Here is an 18,476-nt window from a genome sequence, read left to right as displayed (position 1 = left end):
CTGCACTGATGGGGTGGTATCGGTATCGCTGCAATCGCGCAACGACATCGCTATTGCCCTGCCGGCGGGGCGGGACATATGCCGGCGGCGCCGACCGGAGGCCGGAAGCCCTATTCATACTAGCTGTAAATACTACATTTTCACTACGTACTACTTCATTACGTACTACTTCATAACGCTCTACTTCCCAACGTATTTTCACTACGTCGATAAGAGGCGTTTCTTTATCTAGTCATACTCAATCAGTTCATGCTCAAAAGCCGGTACTTGCGGCACCGGCTTTTAAACTTGACTGGTTAGGCGGTGCGACGCGTCGCCGCACCATCTAACGTCCCTATGATAACAAGCGAAGCGCCACGATTTAAGTAGCTTTGTGCAGCAACTTACATAGCGATCGCATTTTTTTCATAGGATTAGGCGTTTACGTCGCATCAGCTAACAACATTTCACGAATTTTACCAATTGCACGGGTCGGATTTAGCCCTTTCGGACAAACTGCAACGCAATTCATGATACCGCGGCAGCGGAATACGGAGAACGGATCTTCCAGACTGGTAAGACGTTCACGGGTAGCCGTGTCACGTGTATCTGCAAGAAAGCGATAAGACTGAAGCAAACCAGCCGGACCGACAAACTTGTCTGGGTTCCACCAGAACGATGGGCATGACGTAGAACAACATGCACAAAGAATACACTCATACAGGCCATCTAGCTTGTCGCGCTCTTCTGGTGATTGCAGACGCTCGATCGCCGGGGCCGGGGTGTCGTTTTGCAGATACGGCTGAATACGCTCGTACTGCTTATAGAACAGTCCCATATCAACGACCATATCGCGGATAACCGGCAGGCCTGGTAGCGGACGCAAGGTCAGTTTGTTGCCTTTCACAACATCTGACAGCGGCGTAATACACGCCAAACCATTTTTGCCGTTCATGTTCATGCCATCGGAACCGCATACGCCCTCACGGCAGCTGCGACGGAACGCAAGTCCGCTATCCTGCTCTTTCATCAGATGCAGAACATCCAGCACCATCAGATCGCGGCCTTTAGTATCGACCTGGAACTCCTGCATATAGGGCGCGGAGTCGGTTTCCGGATTGTAGCGGTATACGGATACCTGAAGGTTAGACATGGTGACTCCCTCTCGTCAGTGCAGAGATTAGTAGGTGCGAACCTTAGGCTCGAACGTATCAACAGTTTTCGGCTTGAAGTTGACGTCGCGCTTCTTCAGCTCTTTCGTGGCTGGGAAGTAGAGCGAGTGCTTCAGCCAGTTGACATCATCACGGTCAGGGTAGTCGTAGCGCGAGTGCGCACCACGGCTCTCATTACGCTCAAGGGCAGCAATCGCCGTTGCTTCTGCCACTTCCATCAGGTTATCAAGCTCCAAAGCTTCAACACGCGCCGTGTTGAAAGCATTGGACTTATCAGGCAGATGCGCATTGGCAATACGGCTACGCAGATCCGCAAGCTTTTTGACACCTTCCTGCATATTCTTCTCTTCACGGAAGACACCGAAAGAGGTCTGCATGATGTCTTGAAGCTCAGCTTTAAGCTCAGGAATGCTCTCGCCACCTTCAGATTCATTCCAGCGCGTAATACGCTTCATCGCTGATTCGATATCAGATTCAGAAGCATCTAGGTAGTCAATACCTTCGTTAAGCGCGCCTTCAATAAACATACCTGCCGCACGACCAAAGACCACTAGGTCCAGCAGAGAGTTACCGCCCAGACGGTTAGCACCGTGAACAGACACACACGCCGCTTCACCACAAGCAAACAAGCCATTAATGATATGGTCGTTGCCGCTTTCGTCCTGGGTAATTGCCTGACCATGGATGTTGGTCGGAATACCGCCCATCATGTAGTGGCAAGTAGGCACAACAGGAATCGGATCTTTAGCAGGATCAACGTGAGCAAACGTTTTCGACAGTTCAACAATACCCGGCAGACGCTTACCAAGAACTTCTTCACCCAGATGATCAAGCTTCAAGAAGACGTGATCGCCCTTCTCGCCACACCCACGGCCTTCCAGAATTTCCATAACCATTGAGCGCGCAACAACATCACGACCTGCCAAGTCTTTGGCATTCGGCGCATAACGCTCCATGAAACGCTCACCGTCTTTATTGATCAGGTAACCACCCTCACCACGGCAACCTTCAGTGACTAGCGTACCCGCACCGTAGATACCGGTTGGGTGGAACTGCCACATTTCCATGTCCTGCATAGGGAAGCCAGCACGTAGCGCCATGCCGATACCGTCACCTGTATTGATCAAGGCATTCGTAGTAGAGGCATAGATACGACCTGCACCACCCGTCGCCAGAACAGTGGCTTTCGATTTAACGTGGACAACTTCACCCGTTTCGATGCACATGGCGATACAACCGACCACGTCACCGTTACTGTTTTTCACCAGATCTACCGCGTACCACTCATTCAAGAACGTTGTGTTGTTCTTGAGGTTGTTTTGGTAAAGCGTGTGAAGCAGTGCGTGGCCGGTACGGTCAGCAGCTGCGCAGGTACGTGCCGCCTGACCACCTTCACCAAAGTTCTTCGACTGACCACCAAAGGGACGCTGATAAATACGGCCATTATCAAAGCGCGAGAACGGTAGCCCCATGTGCTCAAGCTCAAACACCGCTTTCGGGCCTTCTGAACACATATACTCAGCTGCGTCTTGGTCGGCAATGTAGTCGCCGCCTTTAACAGTGTCATACATATGCCAGCGCCAGTCATCGTTCGGATCTGAAGATGCGATGGCGCAAGTAATACCGCCCTGGGCAGAAACCGTGTGGGAGCGTGTCGGGAACACTTTGGACAGTACGGCTGTCTTTTTGCCAGACTTGGCAAGTTCTAAAGCAGCACGCAAGCCAGAGCCACCGCCACCGATAATAATGGCGTCAAATGTCAGGCTACGAAGGTTAGACATGTATCAAGCTCCCCACAGAATTTGAATGCCCCACACCAGATATACGAAGATGACCAGAATAATCAGAGTCTGGGCACCCACGCGCAGGCGAGTGGACTTGAGATAATCGGTGGTGACCGTCCACAAACCGATCCAGGCGTGCGCTGCAATGGAAACAAATGCGAGCAGCGAGAAAATACGCATCCAAGTTTGATCGAACAGTCCGCTCCAAGCGTAGTAATCCAGATTAGGATTGAGCAGCAGGTAGGCAACGATAAAGACGGTATATACAGCCAAAATTACCGCTGAAACGCGCTGCATTAGCCAATCGGATAACCCGCTACGGCCAAAACTTGTGATGTTGGTTACCATACCCAAACTCCTGCCAGGATGATCAGAACGACACTGACGACAACAGTGATTTGTGCTTTTTTCACGCCACCTTCAAGGGTCACGCCGATATCCGCATCCATCAACAGGTGTTTGATGCCTGCTACAAAATGGAATGCCAATGCGGATAACAATCCCCAGGCAATGAACTTGGCGAAAAAGTTATTGGCCAATGCGTTGCTGACGGCATCAAAGCCAGCCGGAGACGATAGTGATTTACCCAGCGCCCAAAAAGCGAAGATCAGGCCAACGAAGAGGATGACACCCGTAATACGGTGTGTAATCGACGTTAGCGCCGGTAGTGGGAAATGTATCGTAGTAAGGTCTAAGTTTACGGGTCGTTTGCTATTCACGGCGTTATACACACTCTCTTGGCCCGCTCTGCGACAGGTCGGGCATGGCCCGAGCGGGCAGTGGTTGCTGGAAGGGGCTCGGCCGTTGCCAAGTCGAGCACGACCTCCTACCTGCCGGTCGCGCGCCGTGGATTATAAGAACCTTCGCCCCTGCTGACAAACCGAACTCAAGCTTAACTCGACTATGGTGCAAGAAAAATGAGGTCAACCTGAGTCGATTTTGCGTTGCAGCATGTTTATAGTGACAGGAGATTGATGGTTTGATAAGTCCGTTAACGTGTCGTCAACCCCCTGACGCCTCTTTACTATGAACTCCACACTTATCATATACAAAGATTATCCAATACAACAACAGCTGTACAAGGATACCTAGCGCTTAGGCTAATTGACAAAATGTCGCACACTTCTATAGTAGGCGAGCCTTTTCGCCGGCGCGGTATGCGAAACAACGACATTACGTCCCAAACCGAATTCGAAAGGAGGCCAGCATGGCTGACAGGAAAGCGACATTGACGGTAGACGGTCTAGAAAAATCGATCGAACTACCCATGTATTCCGGCACACTTGGCCCCGACGTCATCGACGTACGCGGCTTAGGTGCCGAAGGCCTGTTTACCTACGACCCCGGCTTCATGGCCACCTCTTCCTGCCAGTCCGCCATCACTTATATTGATGGCGGCAAGGGCGTGCTGCTACACCGCGGCTACCCTATCGACCAACTGGCCAAAGAGTCTAATTTTGTCGAGGTATGCTACACCCTGCTATTCGGTGAGCTGCCCAATGATGAACAGTATGCAGATTTCGAGTCGCGCATTCGCAATCACACCATGGTGCACGACCAAATCAACAACTTCTTTAAAGGGTTCCGCCGCGATGCGCACCCAATGTCGATTCTATGTGGCGTTGTTGGCGGCTTAGCTGCTTTCTACCATGACCACATGGACATTACCCAAGAAGAAGACCGCGTGATCAGCGCTATTCGCCTCATTGCTAAAATGCCTACCCTGGCCGCAATGTCGCACAAATATAATGTTGGCCAGCCCTTCAACTACCCCCGCAACGACCTGAGCTATGCAGAGAACTTCCTCTACATGATGTTCAGCAATCCGTGCGAAGAGTACAAAATAAACCCGGTATACGCGAAAGCCATGGACCGCATCTTTATGCTACACGCGGACCATGAGCAAAACGCGTCTACCTCTACAGTGCGCTTAGCAGGCTCAACCGGCGCTAATCCCTTTGCCTGCATCAGTGCAGGTATTGCGGCACTATGGGGCCCAGCACACGGCGGCGCCAACGAAGCCGTACTTAATATGCTAGACGAAATCGGCGACGACTCTGAAGAAAACATTCAGCGCTTTGTCGACAAAGCAAAAGATAAAGATGACCCCTTCAAGCTAATGGGCTTTGGTCACCGCGTATATCGCAACTTTGACCCGCGCGCCAAAGTAATGAAAGAGACCTGTGATGAAGTCCTTGCTGAGCTTGGCTTAGCTGACGACCCGCAGCTCAAAATCGCCAAACGTCTTGAGCAAATCGCCCTTGAAGACGAGTATTTTATTGAGCGCAAGTTGTATCCAAATGTCGATTTTTACTCTGGCATCATTCTCAAAGCCATGGGCATTCCGACCAATATGTTTACCGTCATTTTCGCGGTATCTCGCACCATTGGCTGGATCTCTCACTGGCATGAAATGCTCAGCGAAAGCTACAAAATTGGCCGCCCGCGCCAGCTGTATATCGGCCACGATATGCGCGACTATCCTAAAAAATAACGCCGCAGCAACAACGCAGTGTGACTAGGATAATAAAAGGCCACCCTCGGGTGGCCTTTTGCTTATCGTAAATTCACTTCTCTCTATTATTCCTCACACACAAACTACTCCCCCACACAAATAAGGTGCTCTATGCGAACCATTACTACTGTTGCCTTTATTGGCCTGGGCGTTATGGGTTATCCCATGGCAGGTCACCTCGCCAAACAAGGCCTGACAACGCGCGTGTACAACCGCACAAGCAGCAAAGCGGATGCCTGGGCAAAAGAGCATGGCGGCACCGCCCATGCCACACCCAAGGAAGCCGCCGACGGCGCGGATCTTGTTTTGATATGCGTAGGCAATGACGACGACGTCAGACAAGTAACTACCGGCACCGACGGCGTATTGAGCAGCATGGCAGCCGACACCTACCTCATCGACCACACTACTGCTTCTGCAGACCTCGCCCTGGAGCTAGACACCACCTGCCGCGAGCAAGGCGTCGCCTTTTTAGATGCCCCCGTTTCTGGCGGACAGCAAGGGGCTGAAAATGGCGCACTGACAATTATGTGTGGCGGTGAACAGGCACACTTTGACGCCGTACACCCCATCCTTAATCACTATGCTCGCGCCGTCACACTAATGGGGAGTGCTAGCAGTGGCCAGCTTACCAAAATGGTTAACCAGATATGTATTGCTGGTTTAGTGCAAGGTCTTGCCGAAGGTCTTCACTTTGCCGAACAAGCAGGACTGGATCAGCAACAGGTAATTGATGTGGTATCCAAGGGTGCTGCTGGTTCATGGCAGATGGAAAACCGCCACAAAACGATGATTGCCAATGAGTATAACCATGGCTTTGCAGTGGACTGGATGCGCAAAGATTTAGGTATTTGTTTAGAGCAGGCTCGCCGATTGAGTGCCACGCTACCTGTGACCGCCCTTGTCGACCAGTTTTATGCTGATGTGCAACGTATGGAGGGTGGTCGTTGGGACACTTCGTCGCTATTAAAGCGCCTACAAAAGCCAGAATAACGCTTGACTTTTAAGCGTCTCGATCTTGAAAAGGGTTTTCCACACTATCTGTGGATAACCCTGTTCACAACCACTACAAAACGTCCCACAATCGCCATGAACAGTGACCCAGCCTTAAATTGGTCATTTTTTAACCTAACATAACTTATTGATTTAAAAGAAATAATGCTAAATCACTGATTTTTTGAGACAACAACCCAGGGTTGTGCACAACCCCTTTCGCAAACTTGCAAAAGTGGACAAGTCAAGCACAAAATCGTCCAAAAACGATTGAAATGGGAATGATTTCAGCCAATGGCCACAATAACAGGAACGCAAAAATCGACAGATGAGTTTCCTCATTGCCTTTAATTAAAATGCGTATTTTGAGAAATGTTTGCCGACAATAAATCTGCAAATAAATTTCGGGGAAGTAGGAGATGGCGTCCCATAGGGGGTTCGAACCCCTGTTACCGCCGTGAAAGGGCGGTGTCCTAGACCACTAGACGAATGGGACGTTATTAACCTAATAAATACGGCCTTGAAACGCTATATTGAAAACCCATCATTGAAAACTGACAATTAGAATTTTCAATATTGGTGGAGCCTAGCGGGATCGAACCGCTGACCTCAACACTGCCAGTGTTGCGCTCTCCCAGCTGAGCTAAGGCCCCACATGTCTCGAAGACGGAGCGTATATTACTGATTACGCCCGTCTTCGTCAAGCCTTTAAAGCACCGGAAACGCCAAATTCAGTGATTGATATAAAAGTGGCGCTTCCCAACACTAGACATAACACCAAACAAGATTCTTTTTTCAAGTGCCCTTTTCAAGTATTTCTATTAAAGGCACCTGTAGAAAGCCCGCTAGTGCCAAGACCTAAATATCAACAAGACATTAGAGATCACGAAACTCTTTCTCAAAGCGTTTTGCTTGCTTCTTGGAAACACCACCTAGTACGTCAATGGCGCTACGTAGCCGTGCCCGCGTAACGTCGGAACCCAAGATCGCCATGGCATCCATCACTGAGGTACTCGACGTACTCCCCGTAATGGCAATAAAGACCGGGGCTAGGAAGGCCTTCATTTTAATGTCAAAGTGTTCAGCAAGCACTTTAACCTCAGCTAAGAGCGCCTCTTTTGACCAAGCAGGTACGGCTTCAAAACGCCACACCAAGAACTGCAGCAGCTTAACCAGTTCTTCTTTCTCAAGCTTCACGCTATCAAAGTCGTCTTCCGTTAGCGCAGGCAGCCCAGAGAAAAAGTGTCCCGCCAGCGGTATTACCTGGGAAAGCGTTTCCACACGTGGACGCACCTGAGGAAGTATTTGCTTCACATATTCCTCATTGAATGCCCATTCGCGAAGCGCCTGAAGTAGCGCATCGTCGTCTAAGTCTTCACGAATATAGACGCCGTTCAGCCAGGTCAGTTTTTCCAAATCAAACACTGGCCCGCCTAACGATACCCGCTGAATATCAAACTCAGCCATCATATCTGGCAGGCTAAACTTCTCCCGCTCGTCAGGCATCGACCAACCCATGCGGCCCAAGTAGTTAGTGACCGCCTGAGGCAAGAACCCCATACGACGATAATAGTTAATCGACGTCGGGTTTTTACGCTTGGAGAGCTTGGACTTATCGGGATTACGCAACAATGGCATATGGCAAAGCTGCGGCATTTCCCAGCCGAAATATTCATACAGCAACTGATGCTTCGGCGCTGAGTTAATCCACTCTTCGCCACGCAGAACATGGGTAATGTTCATCAGGTGATCATCAACCACGTTCGCCAGGTGATAAGTAGGCATGCCATCCGACTTCAGCAGAATTTGTGCATCTACTTGTGCCCACTCCACTTCGATTGTGCCGCGCAGCATATCGTTAACTACACAAACGCCTGTACTTGGCACCTTCATGCGAACGACATAAGGCCAGCCTTCTTGCTCACGGCGGGCTTGTTCATCAGAGTCCAGCGCCAAGTCAACCGGTTTCAAGGCCAAGTGCATACCGGCCGCTTTGCGAGCTTCCCGCAATTCATCCAATTCTTCACTGGTGCGGTAACACTTAAAGGCATGCCCTGCATCTATAAGCTGCTGGGCGTACTGGGCGTAGATATCGCCACGCTCGCTTTGCCGATACGGGCCATGAGGGCCGCCCACATCAGGGCCTTCATCCCACTCCAGACCAAGCCAACGTAACGAATCTAAAATCATCTGTTCTGATTCAGCAGTAGACCGAACCCGATCGGTGTCTTCAATGCGCAAAATGAACTGGCCACCATGCTGGCGCGCAAAACAGAGATTAAACAGCGCAATATAGGCAGTACCTACATGCGGATCACCCGTTGGAGAAGGCGCGATACGAGTACGAACGGTCATCAAAATGTCCTTTTGGCAATAAAGCGTCTGGGCATTATACGCACCCTTAAGGCAACCAGCAGTACCTTGCAGGGAACGAGTTTGACTTAAAAGCGTCTGATCAAAAGCTGGAAGCTCACTGATAGGAAGATGCGCGTTAAAGCACAATCGCTTAGTATGGCGCAGTACCTATGATTCGTGTTCATACTTGAAATCGCCTTGCGATTTTTAGTATGCACAGAGCGCCGCCGAATAGGGTGGAAGTACACTCAACGAGCTTGTTTGGCTCATCGATAGGAAAATGAAATGGAATCGCTAGGCTCACGTATAAAGCAACTGCGGCTTCGGGCCAAGCTCAACAAAGCTGCCCTCGCACGTAAAGTAGGTGTATCAGATGTCACCATTTCTTACTGGGAATCAGGTGCTATCAAACAAATCGGCCACGAACGCCTTGTTGCGCTCGCCGATGCCCTTGATTGCTCTTTGGCAACCCTGCTAGAAGGTGACAGCGCCCCCCCTCTGTTGACCCTGACACATACTGGCCCCCTCCCCTGGGAACAGGTTAAGGCAACCACAATGACGGTGCCGCATCATCTGCCGCTAAAGATTGACTGGAAAGCCCCCTGTGTCATGGCAACTCCCGGCCAAGAAACGGATTTCTCACCGGTGTCAGCAGGCGACTTAGTACTATTAGGGCCTACCCATGTGTTTCACAAAGCTGGCCATTATCTGATCCAGCGTGAACAAGGTTATGTTATTGAGCATTTTGCAAAGGCGCCCAGTGACACCACCATTCATGCGGTACTACTAGCACACTGGTCTCCTGCCTAAAGCATCTTTACCTCCCCGCGTCCTACATTTCTTCAACCACGTCCACCTGGTCGCGCGTACGTCTTGGTTCACTGCCCACCAAGAAACTGCGCGAGTAGGTGGCCACCTGCCCTAGTCCATGGCGAGTTTGGCTAACTAGCTCACCAGTCAGGTACTCTCCTTCACTGCCAATGCGCGCCTGCACAAATCTTGGCTGCACAGAAGCTTCTGAAAGCTGGACGCTTACGATATACCTTCCATCCGGTAAGCCACTACCGGAGCCAAAGGGGCCAGCATAAAACTGCCCTTGCGAAACACTGGTTCGCTCCTGCCAACGCACGCGGCTTATCTCACGCTCAATGGTTACCTGGATGAGCGCGCCGTCCGGCAAGTTGGTTTCGCCTTCTACCATTAAACGACGATCAGAGCGCAGAGAGGCCTTAGTCGAAATAGCTACGACGAGAGGATCGACCATCTCTTTTGGTTCGGCGCGTTCCTGCGGGCTAGGCATTTCAACGACCGGCTCAGGCGGTTCTGAGGGCGACTCTTCCTCCTGACCGCCACAGCTAGCCAGCAGTAACACGCTCACCAACACTAAACTGATACCACCTAGTGTCTTATGCATAGAGACTCCTCAACAACGAAATATCAGCTTACCACTGCCTAGCCCTCATCACATTGAATTAGACCGCAAAAGAAGCAAAGTGCTGCAGGGCTCATAAGACTTATACAAAAACTAAACGTTAATAGCACGGCAAACGAAAATACTCGGCAATTTCGTAGCCAACCTATCTAAAACATTAAAATAAAATGCCGCGTTGAACGACTGCTTGTAAGCGTTCAATACTCGTTGGCGATACGCGTCTCCACCAGCCAGAAAATAAAGTCACTCGCAGTCTCATAGCTGGTAGTTTTGGGGAGCGGGTCTGGAGTGGGTGGTGCGCGCCCAGTGTCGCAGGGTTAAAGTTAGTCGAGTTGTTAAAATTGAATGCATAAGTCACAGGACTATACCAATACTTCAATGGCTGAGAGCTTATTACAGAAACTATCCAGATAGATTCCGCTCTATGCGATCCTCAGCCAAATACTCCATTCTCTTTACTACGCATAGCAAGCAAATGTATTAGTATTTCTTTTGCCTGCCCCCCTACCCACCAAAGCACTTAGCTTTGAATAAGCAATATTTGCCTTCTATCTTTGCCGGCGTCCACCTTCTCAATTAAGCAGCGTCTGTTTTGTACTCAAACCCACTTTTTGCGTACAATCGCTCGCCAACGACTCCCCCGCTGTTAAGCAACCACGACTGGCTTATACCGCATCGAATGATGCAAGTGATTGATATGACTAAAACAAGCCCAGCAGACGCTGCCCGTCTGTTTTCTGTGGCACCTATGATGGATTGGACGATGAAGCCGTATTTTCTGGCCTCCTAGTTATTTAGTACCAAATTTGTCACAACAAGATCCCAAAAAAGCGCCTAAACGGCGCTTTTTCGTTTCAATTGCTGCTAGATTGCGACTCCACCTGAAAAACTGCATAAATCCGCATGAAAACGCATAAAAAAACATCCCCTTAGAACCATCGTTCCGCCCAGCAGTGGCGCGGCCTGCCCCCTGTCGCAATACTGCATAAAAACCACTACATTTAGCGCGCGGGCGGGGCGGGGTGACGATGGCGCGGCGTGGGTGAGCATTAGCTTGCCTGATGTTCATCCAGCAATCTCTTCAACTCTTGGACATGTGATTCCAAAGAAGCGCTTTTAGTCGTTATGGCGGAGATATATAGACCACCAGCCCCAGTTCCGATAAGTGCAGGGCCAAGTGTGCCAAAGAAAAAAGTTAAGAATAGGAGAGCTTCTTTTGAGTCGTGAAAGTCACTAAGTGAGGCTTCAACCCACATCACAACAACTTCAGCTACAGCAAAAAAACCTGCGCATAGTAGAAATGCGGATGCAAAAAATAGGATAGGAGTTGAGAAAAAGGAAAAAGCTTTCCAAAGTTTCGGATACCTAAATCCCCACTTCTCTTTAACTGAATGGTTTGCATGATTCCACTGAATCAGCGCCGGGCTTGATTTGCCGAAAACTTCCCAGGCTTTCATCGGCCCCCATGACACCTGAGCAAGGTCATCTATAAGCTTTGCAGAGGCTCTTTTTTTATAGCAGCGCCAGTAGGCCGCCTCTAGACCAAATTGTGATGGTCGGTGATTTGGGTCAAAGAGGTACTTATCATAAGCATCCTCTAAATGCTTATAATCCTTCGCTGCAACTGGCAATGATACTCCTGGGAGGCTAAGTGTAATCATTTGGCTTTTCCTGCATCTATCGAAAAATAAGCCGCCCCTTTCGGAGCGGCTTAGCATGGGTAGCTGGCTAGAGAGTTAGCGGTTGGTGATAATGAGCTCACCGCGTGGCTCAGTTGCCTGCTGGCCAACAGTGTAACGAATTTGAGTTGTGCGGATCGTTAAGCCCTTGAATGCATCGCGCATCTCAGGCGTGTCGTTAACACTGATCACAAACTGCCCTTTTGATGTTCGTGCTAACTCGCCCATGCGGTAATACTCTTCAAGCGGGAAGTCACAGCCGTATCCAGCGGTGCCCCAATAAGGCGGGTCAAGATAGAACAACGTGCCCTCCCGATCATAACGCCGGATGCACTCTGCCCAGTCCAAATGCTCGACTACCGCCCTGGAAAGCCGAAGATGCGCGTCGCTTAGATCTTCCTCAATGCGCAGCAGGTTCATCCGGGGAGGTGATACTGCTGAGGTGCCAAACGTCTGGCCGCTGACCTTGCCACCGAACGCTAGCTTCTGCAGGTAGAAGAAACACGCCGCCCGCTGGATATCGGTTAGGTGGCGTGGGTCGACCTCTTTTTGAGTTAAGTACTCTTCACGGCTAATCAGCCCCCAGCGGAACTGCTTCACCAGTTCATCAGGATGGTGCTTCACGATGCGGTAGAGATTGACCAACTCCCCATGCGCATCGTTGATCACCTCTACTTTGCTTGGCTCCTTCATGAAGAAAATAGCCGCCCCACCACAGAAAGGTTCTACATAAGCTGTGTGGGGTTTGAAGAGTGGCAGGATCTGTTTAGCCAGCCGTCGCTTGCCGCCCATCCAGGGCAAAATCGGTCGATTCATCATCCTTGAACACCTGTTCATATATACAGTTTTAGGGTATAGTCTTCTTATCGCTTGCGGGGCCGGAAGCTCCCTTTAATTTCAAGGATGAACGAGCGGTGCGCCTGGGTTACCGGGCGCTTTTTTTATGCTTCAATTCCTAAACTGTAAGGTTCAAACCTCACCACCTCTTCGCCAACGTGCTCGTTGATCTCTCGCATAGTTGCCTGTAGCGGCTCCAACTCGTTAGCCACGAATACCCGCGCGGCTTTCTCAATGTCGCCAAACCCGCCAGTGTTATTGGGGATGATACCCATCAGTTGGGGCGGTATTCGGTGCCCGGCGAGCTGGTCATCGCGCGTAATATTTTTGATGCTGCCGAATTCATCTTTAGCCGCCACTTCGCTGACTGGGATAATCTGCACACCGTCCTTTTTCCCCCGAGGGCTATATAAGAACAGATTGCGGAAGTTGCCCGGTCCTTTGCTATCCTTCAGCGCCTTACGCATGTCATCGATGTCTTTTTGATCATGCGCAGGGTCATTCACGTACATGATGAAACCAGCGTGCGAGCCGTTCAGGTAGTACCGGCGGCGGAACAGTGTAGCGCTCTCATTCAGCCATGCTGATTGAAGGCTGCCAATATAGTCCGGCACCCCATAAATGGTTTGATCGATATCCGGTTCTAGCAGGTGAATCGTTCGTCCTTTTGGCAACTCCACCCTTTCCATATAATTGGGAAGCCACCAATAGCGGTCCTCTTCTCCCCGTCGCATGTATTTGGCGCTACGATGCTGCAACCCTAAACGACGCCCCAAACGCCCCTTCACTTCCTCAAGATAACCATTACCGAATACCAAATAATCTAACGCCAACGCGCTAAACGTCCTGCGGTTCAACATCGGGTGCGGGACAAACGTTTTCAGCAAAATATTGCGTTTAACCTGCATCGCGCTGCCATGGTGCGGCGTTGCCCGGTAGGTTTTTGCCAGCACGCTAAGCGGGATCGGCGGCTCATACCACTCATCCGGCGTTAACCAAACACCCTCATACCAAACATCACGCATTGACGTGACCGGCTCAGGGTCGCCAAACGTAAACGCCTCCATTCTCCCGCTGTCGGTGGCCACCGCTGGGGCGGCCTTGTCAGTCTCATAGGCATACACGCGATGGCGCGGCTTAGCCGCAGCGGTAGTTGTCATTCGTACATCTCCATAAGGGATTTACCCGCGCCTTCGTTCGCCGGGCCGTCGATAGGTTCGAAATGTAGAGCGTGCATCGTGGCCCACGCCAAGTCCGCGTGGCCGGTCGCTTTGTTGCGGCCTGATACATAGGTGAATTGGCGGCCGGAACCGGTGAGTTCTTTTTTGATGGCCATAAAGCTAGCGGCGAGATCCGACCAGCCCGCGTCGAATTCCAACCTGTCCTTGCGGATGATCTGCTGAGCCTGCAGCACCATTGATGTTTTCAATGCCACGTCATAGCGGTAACGCACTACCGTGGGGAACCACTTCTCGACGTATTCGGCCACCGCACCGCCGATGCCAGTAGTATCAATGCCGATATGCCCAATGTTGTATTTGTCGCGGAACGATTCGATAAAGGCGGCCTGGTCTTCGTAGTCCTGGCCCTTCAAGCGGTGGCGTTCCAGCACCCGGTGCTTTTCCTCGCTGGATTCAGCAGGTAGCACGATAACCAGCCCGGCACCGTCGCCATCCTCGCCTTGACCGGTCGGGTCGTAACCGATCCACACTTCCCGATCACCCACCGGGCGCGGTGCAAATGGCCGGTAGTCGTCCCACACTTCCCAGCTATCGACCATGCACGCCTTCATCGTGGCGAGTGGGAACGCACTTTGTGAATCATCAACAAACCCGCACATCAACAGGTTGTCGAACTCTTCCGGCGAGTACTCCATGCGCAACTGTTCAAGATCGAACAGATCACAGCCGCCCGCGATAGCATCCAGCACCGTCACTATCTGCCGCCAATGGCCGTCAGGGCATAATTTCCCGTTTTTCAGCGCATCGTGAGAAACATCGAACTCAGCACGCTCGCTCTTCTTCCGGCGCTTGTTAAACAGATCCCCGTTCCAGAACGGATAACCCTCATGGCCGACGCTACTGGGCGTACTGAAATACGTCTGCCGCCACTTCTTATGCATGGCCATGCCGCTGGTGACCTTCCGAAATTCAGCAAAACGATGAATCCAGAAGTACTCATCGAGATAAACGTCGCCGTGGTAGCCCTGAGCAGTCTTGCTGTTAGTCCCCAGGAAGTGCAGCTCGGCACCGTTATCTAAAACAATCGGGTCGCCTTTCAGTTCGACATCGCACACCTCTTTTACGAACTGAACGATATAGTTACGGAAGATATGGGCTTGGGCCCGACTGGCAGAGAGAAAAATCTTGTTACGCCCGTTCTTGAACGCATCGACGATGGCTTCCCGCGCGAAGTACCAAGTTGCTCCGATCTGGCGGCTTTTAAGAATATTGCGAATGCGGTGCTTCTGCCCCGCCTCATGCCAAACCGCTTGGTACTCAAACAGCGAATCTAGAAACGCCGCTTCCAGCGCCTCAATCTGCTCATCATCCAGTGCATTGCGCCGGGGCTTCTTCTTCGGCCCCGCGTTGCGTGCCTCTATATTAGGGTTTAGAACCGCCTCGCTGCCGCTTTCGTGATACTTGCGCACCCTCGCCAAGCGCTCAATTTGCCGACCCAGCAAATCAATCTCTTTGAAGTGTTTGCCCTCTTTTTCAGGCAATGCGATCAGTTGAACTAACCGCGCTTCAAGCGTGTACTCAACGCGCTCGGTAGGTGTCGCATCTTCCCAACGGTCGCGTGCCTTCCAGCTATGCACCGTTGCCGGTTTTTCACCAATATGTTCGGCAATGCGCGCAACACGCCATCCCTGCCAATACAAATGGCGGGCGGTGAGTCGCGGGGATTCTTCCACGCTGGGGATGAGGTTGGGAGCTGTCGTCGTCATGCCGCCAGCGTACCCGCCGCGCGCGATCCCCTCGCGCGCCTCAGCTTGTCCTGCCACCCCCGCACAACGCGCAACCGTTGAGCCAATCGGCTTACGCGCGGAACCTGAGCGCTATCAATTAGCAAACTGCTCAGGATGCCCAACATGGCTGGAAAAACTAAAAAATTCCGCGTTGCTACAGAAGGCGCAACCACAGATGGCCGCGAGATCCAGCGCGAATGGATTCAGCAAATGGCCGACAACTACGACCCCAACAAATACGGTGCCCGTGTATGGATCGAGCATATCCGTGGCATTGGGCCTGATAGCACGTTCCGTGCAATGGGCGACGTCATTTCGGTAGAAGCCAAAGAAGTGGAAGACGGCAAGCTAGCCCTGTTTGCTGAAATCGACCCCACCGACGAACTCAAGGCGATGAATAAAAAGCGCCAAAAGGTCTACAGCTCAATCGAAATCAATCACAAGTTTGGCGACACCGATCAGGCATACCTAGAAGGCCTGGCAGTTACCGACAGCCCCGCCAGTTTGGGTACTGAAATGATGAAGTTCAGTCGAGAAGCGGGCGATAAGTCACCGCTGGCCAGCCGCAAGCAAAATCCTGAAAACCTCTTTACCGAAGCCGTAGAAGTCGACTTCGACTTTGAAGAGGAAGAAGCGCCCAAGCCCAGCATTGGCGAGTTCGTCAAAAACCTATTCAACCGCCAAGACGCCAAAACCACCAAAGGCTTTGAAGCGTTCGGCGCAGATATCAAAGGCGCGTTTGAAGAGTTTGCCAAGCAACACGACGCCATGAATGCCGAGCTAGAAAAACGCCCAACCGCTGAAGCATTCAGCCAGCTGCAAACCGCTCACGACGATCTGAAAAAGCGTTTCGACGAACTCTATACCCAGCTCGACACAACGCCGGATACGCCAACCCGCCCAGCCGCTACCGGTGGCAGTGGCGATGAACAGCTAACCGACTGCTAACGCTGGCCAGCCCCTAGCCAACCGCCAACGCCACCATTTCAAAGGAACACCCATGCGCAACGATACCCGTAAAGCCTTCAACCAATTCAAGGCACGATTAGCACAGTTAAACGGCGTCGATAACACCGGCGAACAGTTCAACGTCGAACCCAGCGTTCAGCAAACGCTGGAAAGCAAAATGCAGGAATCAAGCGCCTTTCTTGGCCAAATCAACGTCATTGGTGTTGATGAAATCAAGGGGCAGAAAGTGGGCCTCGGCGTTTCCGGCCCCATTGCAGGGCGCACCGACGTAGACAACAACGACCGCGCCACCCGCGATGTCACCGAGCTAAGCGATAACAGTTACGAATGTGTCAGCACCGAGTTTGATACCCATATCAAGTGGGCACAGTTGGATGCCTGGTCACGCTTTAAAGACTTTCAAGCGCGCATTCGCAACGCCATCATTCGTCGCCAAGCGCTCGACCGCATCATGATCGGCTTTAACGGCACCAGTGCCGCCGTTGAAACCGATCGTGCCGCTAATCCACTGTTAGAAGACGTCAACATCGGCTGGCTGCAGAAATACCGCAACCACGCCCCCGCCCGCGTGTTATCCGGTGTCACTGTCGGTGCTGGGGGAACGTATGAAAACCTCGACGCCCTGGTGTTCGATGCGGTCAACGAAATGATCGACCCCTGGTACCGCGAAGACACGGCACTGGTCGCCATCATGGGTCGCAAAATACTCGCCGATAAGTATTTCCCGCTGATTCAAGAACATGCCGAAACGCCCACCGAAGCTCGTGCGCTCGACATGATGGTGAGCCAGAAACGTGTCGGTGGTCTGCAAGCCGTGCGCGCACCGTTCGTGCCCGACGGCACAATCATGATCACCTCGTTGGCCAATCTCTCGCTTTACTGGCAGCTAGGCAGCCGTCGCCGCCACGTCATCGACAACCCCAAGCGCAACCGTATCGAAAACTACGAATCCAGTAATGACGCCTACGTCGTTGAAGACTACGGCTTCGGCTGCATCGTCGAAAACATCGCAGAAGTAGGGGCACAAACAGGAGTATCTCCGTAATGAAAAGCCCAGCCCGACAACACTTTGAACAGGTGACCGCCGCGAAAGCGGCGGGCGCTGCCACGCCCGGTCAGCAACAAGGCGGCGAGCAATACGAACTCCACGCCGCTGCACTTTATGAAGCCCGCCGCACCCTAAAAACCATCAAATCGATTCAAGCCAAGATCGAGAAAAAGCGCGAATTACTGCCCGACTTCATGCCCTACGTGAATGGCGTGCTAGCAGAAGGCAAAGGCGCAAAAGACGACGTACTCATGACCTTAATGGTCTGGTGTATCGACGTGGGCGATTTTGAAAAAGCGCTGGAAATTGGAGCCTACGCCGTGAAGCACAACCTCGACACGCCCGACCAGTACGACCGCGACACCGTCAGCATCCTGGCCGAAGAGATCGCCGAAGGCGTGAAGGCTCAGTTGGATAAAGAAGGTGCCGATGCCGACGCCCTCGCCAACGTGATGGCTCGCGCTGTCGCTATCGTCGGTGATGCCGACATGCACGACCAAATCAAAGCCAAAGTGCATAAGTCTTACGGCTACGCCCTACGCGCAGCAGAAGATGCAGAAGAAGCACTACACCAGCTCAAGCAAGCGTTAGCGCTCAACGAAAAAATTGGCGTCAAGCAAGACATCCAGCAGCTAGAACGTCAGCTCAAAAAACAGGGCGAACAGGCACCCGCCTAACCGCCAACCGAGTCGCACCCCGACGGCAAGGGGGCACCGCCAAGCAAGGGCTTTTAGCCGCGCGCGAA

16 protein-coding genes and 2 tRNA genes are annotated in these 18,476 nt (G+C 51.8%); 6 read left to right on the top strand and 12 right to left on the bottom strand.

All coding sequences use genetic code 11. The features are described from left to right. Nucleotides 1–421: 421 nt before the first annotated feature. From B6A39_RS05130 to sdhC, 4 genes are read right to left on the bottom strand one after another with little or no spacing between them, the layout of a single operon-like run. A complete protein-coding gene (locus B6A39_RS05130; protein WP_083002038.1) occupies nucleotides 422–1,132 on the bottom strand; it encodes a succinate dehydrogenase iron-sulfur subunit in 711 nt (236 codons plus the stop codon). 27 nt (nucleotides 1,133–1,159) lie between these two features. Next, nucleotides 1,160–2,932, bottom strand: coding sequence for a succinate dehydrogenase flavoprotein subunit (gene sdhA, locus B6A39_RS05125; protein ID WP_083002035.1), 1,773 nt, complete (start codon nucleotides 2,930–2,932; stop codon nucleotides 1,160–1,162). A gap of 3 nt (nucleotides 2,933–2,935) precedes the next feature. Then, the gene (gene sdhD / locus B6A39_RS05120; protein ID WP_083002033.1) at nucleotides 2,936–3,283 is read right to left on the bottom strand and encodes a succinate dehydrogenase, hydrophobic membrane anchor protein; all 348 of its coding nucleotides are present in this window, start codon (nucleotides 3,281–3,283) and stop codon (nucleotides 2,936–2,938) included. Then, nucleotides 3,277–3,654 (bottom strand): succinate dehydrogenase, cytochrome b556 subunit, encoded by a 378-nt coding sequence (sdhC, locus tag B6A39_RS05115; RefSeq protein WP_171880175.1) that lies wholly within the window; start codon nucleotides 3,652–3,654, stop codon nucleotides 3,277–3,279. Before sdhC ends, sdhD begins: the two co-directional genes overlap by 7 nt. 488 nt (nucleotides 3,655–4,142) lie before the next feature. Between sdhC and gltA the strand changes: the two genes are divergently transcribed. After that, nucleotides 4,143–5,429 carry a citrate synthase gene (gltA, locus tag B6A39_RS05110; protein WP_083002030.1) on the top strand — a complete coding sequence of 429 codons (1,287 nt, stop codon included), beginning with the start codon at nucleotides 4,143–4,145 and terminating at the stop codon, nucleotides 5,427–5,429. 132 nt (nucleotides 5,430–5,561) lie between these two features. Further along, nucleotides 5,562–6,443: an NAD(P)-dependent oxidoreductase gene (locus B6A39_RS05105; protein WP_083002028.1), complete on the top strand. Its 882-nt coding sequence runs from the start codon at nucleotides 5,562–5,564 to the stop codon at nucleotides 6,441–6,443. A 420-nt stretch (nucleotides 6,444–6,863) separates the two neighbouring features. On the opposite strand, the gene B6A39_RS05100 is transcribed toward B6A39_RS05105, so the two are convergent. From B6A39_RS05100 to gltX, 3 genes are all read right to left on the bottom strand, one after another. Then, a tRNA-Glu gene (locus B6A39_RS05100) sits at nucleotides 6,864–6,939 on the bottom strand. Nucleotides 6,940–7,020: 81 nt separating this feature from the next. Then, a tRNA-Ala gene (locus B6A39_RS05095) sits at nucleotides 7,021–7,096 on the bottom strand. A gap of 223 nt (nucleotides 7,097–7,319) precedes the next feature. Further along, entirely contained in the window at nucleotides 7,320–8,798 is a 1,479-nt protein-coding gene (gltX, locus tag B6A39_RS05090) for a glutamate--tRNA ligase (RefSeq protein ID WP_083002025.1), read from the bottom strand. Between the two features lie 285 nt (nucleotides 8,799–9,083). Here gltX and B6A39_RS05085 point away from each other — a divergent pair, with 285 nt between their 5' ends. Then, a complete protein-coding gene (locus tag B6A39_RS05085) occupies nucleotides 9,084–9,608 on the top strand; it encodes a helix-turn-helix domain-containing protein (protein WP_083002023.1) in 525 nt (174 codons plus the stop codon). 22 nt (nucleotides 9,609–9,630) lie between these two features. On the opposite strand, the gene B6A39_RS05080 is transcribed toward B6A39_RS05085, so the two are convergent. The 5 genes from B6A39_RS05080 to B6A39_RS05060 all read right to left on the bottom strand — a co-directional run bounded on the left by B6A39_RS05080 (nucleotide 9,631) and on the right by B6A39_RS05060 (nucleotide 15,750). Then, nucleotides 9,631–10,212 (bottom strand): hypothetical protein, encoded by a 582-nt coding sequence (locus B6A39_RS05080; protein WP_083002021.1) that lies wholly within the window; start codon nucleotides 10,210–10,212, stop codon nucleotides 9,631–9,633. 1,067 nt (nucleotides 10,213–11,279) lie between these two features. Beyond that, on the bottom strand, nucleotides 11,280–11,891 hold the full coding sequence (locus B6A39_RS05075; protein ID WP_083002019.1) for a hypothetical protein: 612 nt from the start codon (nucleotides 11,889–11,891) through the stop codon (nucleotides 11,280–11,282). A gap of 75 nt (nucleotides 11,892–11,966) precedes the next feature. Next, nucleotides 11,967–12,728, bottom strand: coding sequence for a DNA adenine methylase (locus B6A39_RS05070; protein WP_156886201.1), 762 nt, complete (start codon nucleotides 12,726–12,728; stop codon nucleotides 11,967–11,969). Nucleotides 12,729–12,850: 122 nt separating this feature from the next. Then, the gene (locus B6A39_RS05065; protein WP_083002016.1) at nucleotides 12,851–13,906 is read right to left on the bottom strand and encodes a phage portal protein; all 1,056 of its coding nucleotides are present in this window, start codon (nucleotides 13,904–13,906) and stop codon (nucleotides 12,851–12,853) included. Next, complete coding sequence (locus B6A39_RS05060; RefSeq protein ID WP_442906300.1) at nucleotides 13,903–15,750, bottom strand: terminase large subunit domain-containing protein; 1,848 nt, start codon at nucleotides 15,748–15,750, stop codon at nucleotides 13,903–13,905. The genes B6A39_RS05065 and B6A39_RS05060 overlap by 4 nt, the downstream gene beginning before the upstream one ends. Nucleotides 15,751–15,837: 87 nt before the next feature. Here B6A39_RS05060 and B6A39_RS05055 point away from each other — a divergent pair, with 87 nt between their 5' ends. From B6A39_RS05055 to gpM, 3 genes are read left to right on the top strand one after another with little or no spacing between them, the layout of a single operon-like run. Continuing rightward, nucleotides 15,838–16,662 (top strand): GPO family capsid scaffolding protein, encoded by an 825-nt coding sequence (locus B6A39_RS05055; protein ID WP_083002014.1) that lies wholly within the window; start codon nucleotides 15,838–15,840, stop codon nucleotides 16,660–16,662. Between the two features lie 52 nt (nucleotides 16,663–16,714). Beyond that, nucleotides 16,715–17,728, top strand: coding sequence for a phage major capsid protein, P2 family (locus B6A39_RS05050; protein ID WP_083002011.1), 1,014 nt, complete (start codon nucleotides 16,715–16,717; stop codon nucleotides 17,726–17,728). Beyond that, complete coding sequence (gpM, locus tag B6A39_RS05045) at nucleotides 17,728–18,408, top strand: phage terminase small subunit (protein WP_083002009.1); 681 nt, start codon at nucleotides 17,728–17,730, stop codon at nucleotides 18,406–18,408. Before B6A39_RS05050 ends, gpM begins: the two co-directional genes overlap by 1 nt. The last annotated feature ends 68 nt before the right edge of the window (nucleotides 18,409–18,476 follow it).

The organism is Halomonas sp. GT, from assembly GCF_002082565.1.
Taxonomy (GTDB): domain Bacteria; phylum Pseudomonadota; class Gammaproteobacteria; order Pseudomonadales; family Halomonadaceae; genus Vreelandella.
Note: the sequence above shows the minus strand (reverse complement) of the source record. Positions and strands in the feature narration are given on the sequence as shown.

What these genes read in the sequence shown, in the direction of transcription:
- B6A39_RS05130 (WP_083002038.1), bottom strand. Translation starts at nt 1,132, where the DNA reads ATGTCTAACCTTCAGGTATCCGTATACCGCTACAATCCGGAAACCGAC.
- sdhA (WP_083002035.1), bottom strand. Translation starts at nt 2,932, where the DNA reads ATGTCTAACCTTCGTAGCCTGACATTTGACGCCATTATTATCGGTGGC.
- sdhD (WP_083002033.1), bottom strand. Translation starts at nt 3,283, where the DNA reads ATGGTAACCAACATCACAAGTTTTGGCCGTAGCGGGTTATCCGATTGG.
- gltA (WP_083002030.1), top strand. Translation starts at nt 4,143, where the DNA reads ATGGCTGACAGGAAAGCGACATTGACGGTAGACGGTCTAGAAAAATCG.
- B6A39_RS05105 (WP_083002028.1), top strand. Translation starts at nt 5,562, where the DNA reads ATGCGAACCATTACTACTGTTGCCTTTATTGGCCTGGGCGTTATGGGT.
- gltX (WP_083002025.1), bottom strand. Translation starts at nt 8,798, where the DNA reads ATGACCGTTCGTACTCGTATCGCGCCTTCTCCAACGGGTGATCCGCAT.
- B6A39_RS05085 (WP_083002023.1), top strand. Translation starts at nt 9,084, where the DNA reads ATGGAATCGCTAGGCTCACGTATAAAGCAACTGCGGCTTCGGGCCAAG.
- B6A39_RS05080 (WP_083002021.1), bottom strand. Translation starts at nt 10,212, where the DNA reads ATGCATAAGACACTAGGTGGTATCAGTTTAGTGTTGGTGAGCGTGTTA.
- B6A39_RS05075 (WP_083002019.1), bottom strand. Translation starts at nt 11,891, where the DNA reads ATGATTACACTTAGCCTCCCAGGAGTATCATTGCCAGTTGCAGCGAAG.
- B6A39_RS05070 (WP_156886201.1), bottom strand. Translation starts at nt 12,728, where the DNA reads ATGATGAATCGACCGATTTTGCCCTGGATGGGCGGCAAGCGACGGCTG.
- B6A39_RS05065 (WP_083002016.1), bottom strand. Translation starts at nt 13,906, where the DNA reads ATGACAACTACCGCTGCGGCTAAGCCGCGCCATCGCGTGTATGCCTAT.
- B6A39_RS05055 (WP_083002014.1), top strand. Translation starts at nt 15,838, where the DNA reads ATGGCTGGAAAAACTAAAAAATTCCGCGTTGCTACAGAAGGCGCAACC.
- B6A39_RS05050 (WP_083002011.1), top strand. Translation starts at nt 16,715, where the DNA reads ATGCGCAACGATACCCGTAAAGCCTTCAACCAATTCAAGGCACGATTA.
- gpM (WP_083002009.1), top strand. Translation starts at nt 17,728, where the DNA reads ATGAAAAGCCCAGCCCGACAACACTTTGAACAGGTGACCGCCGCGAAA.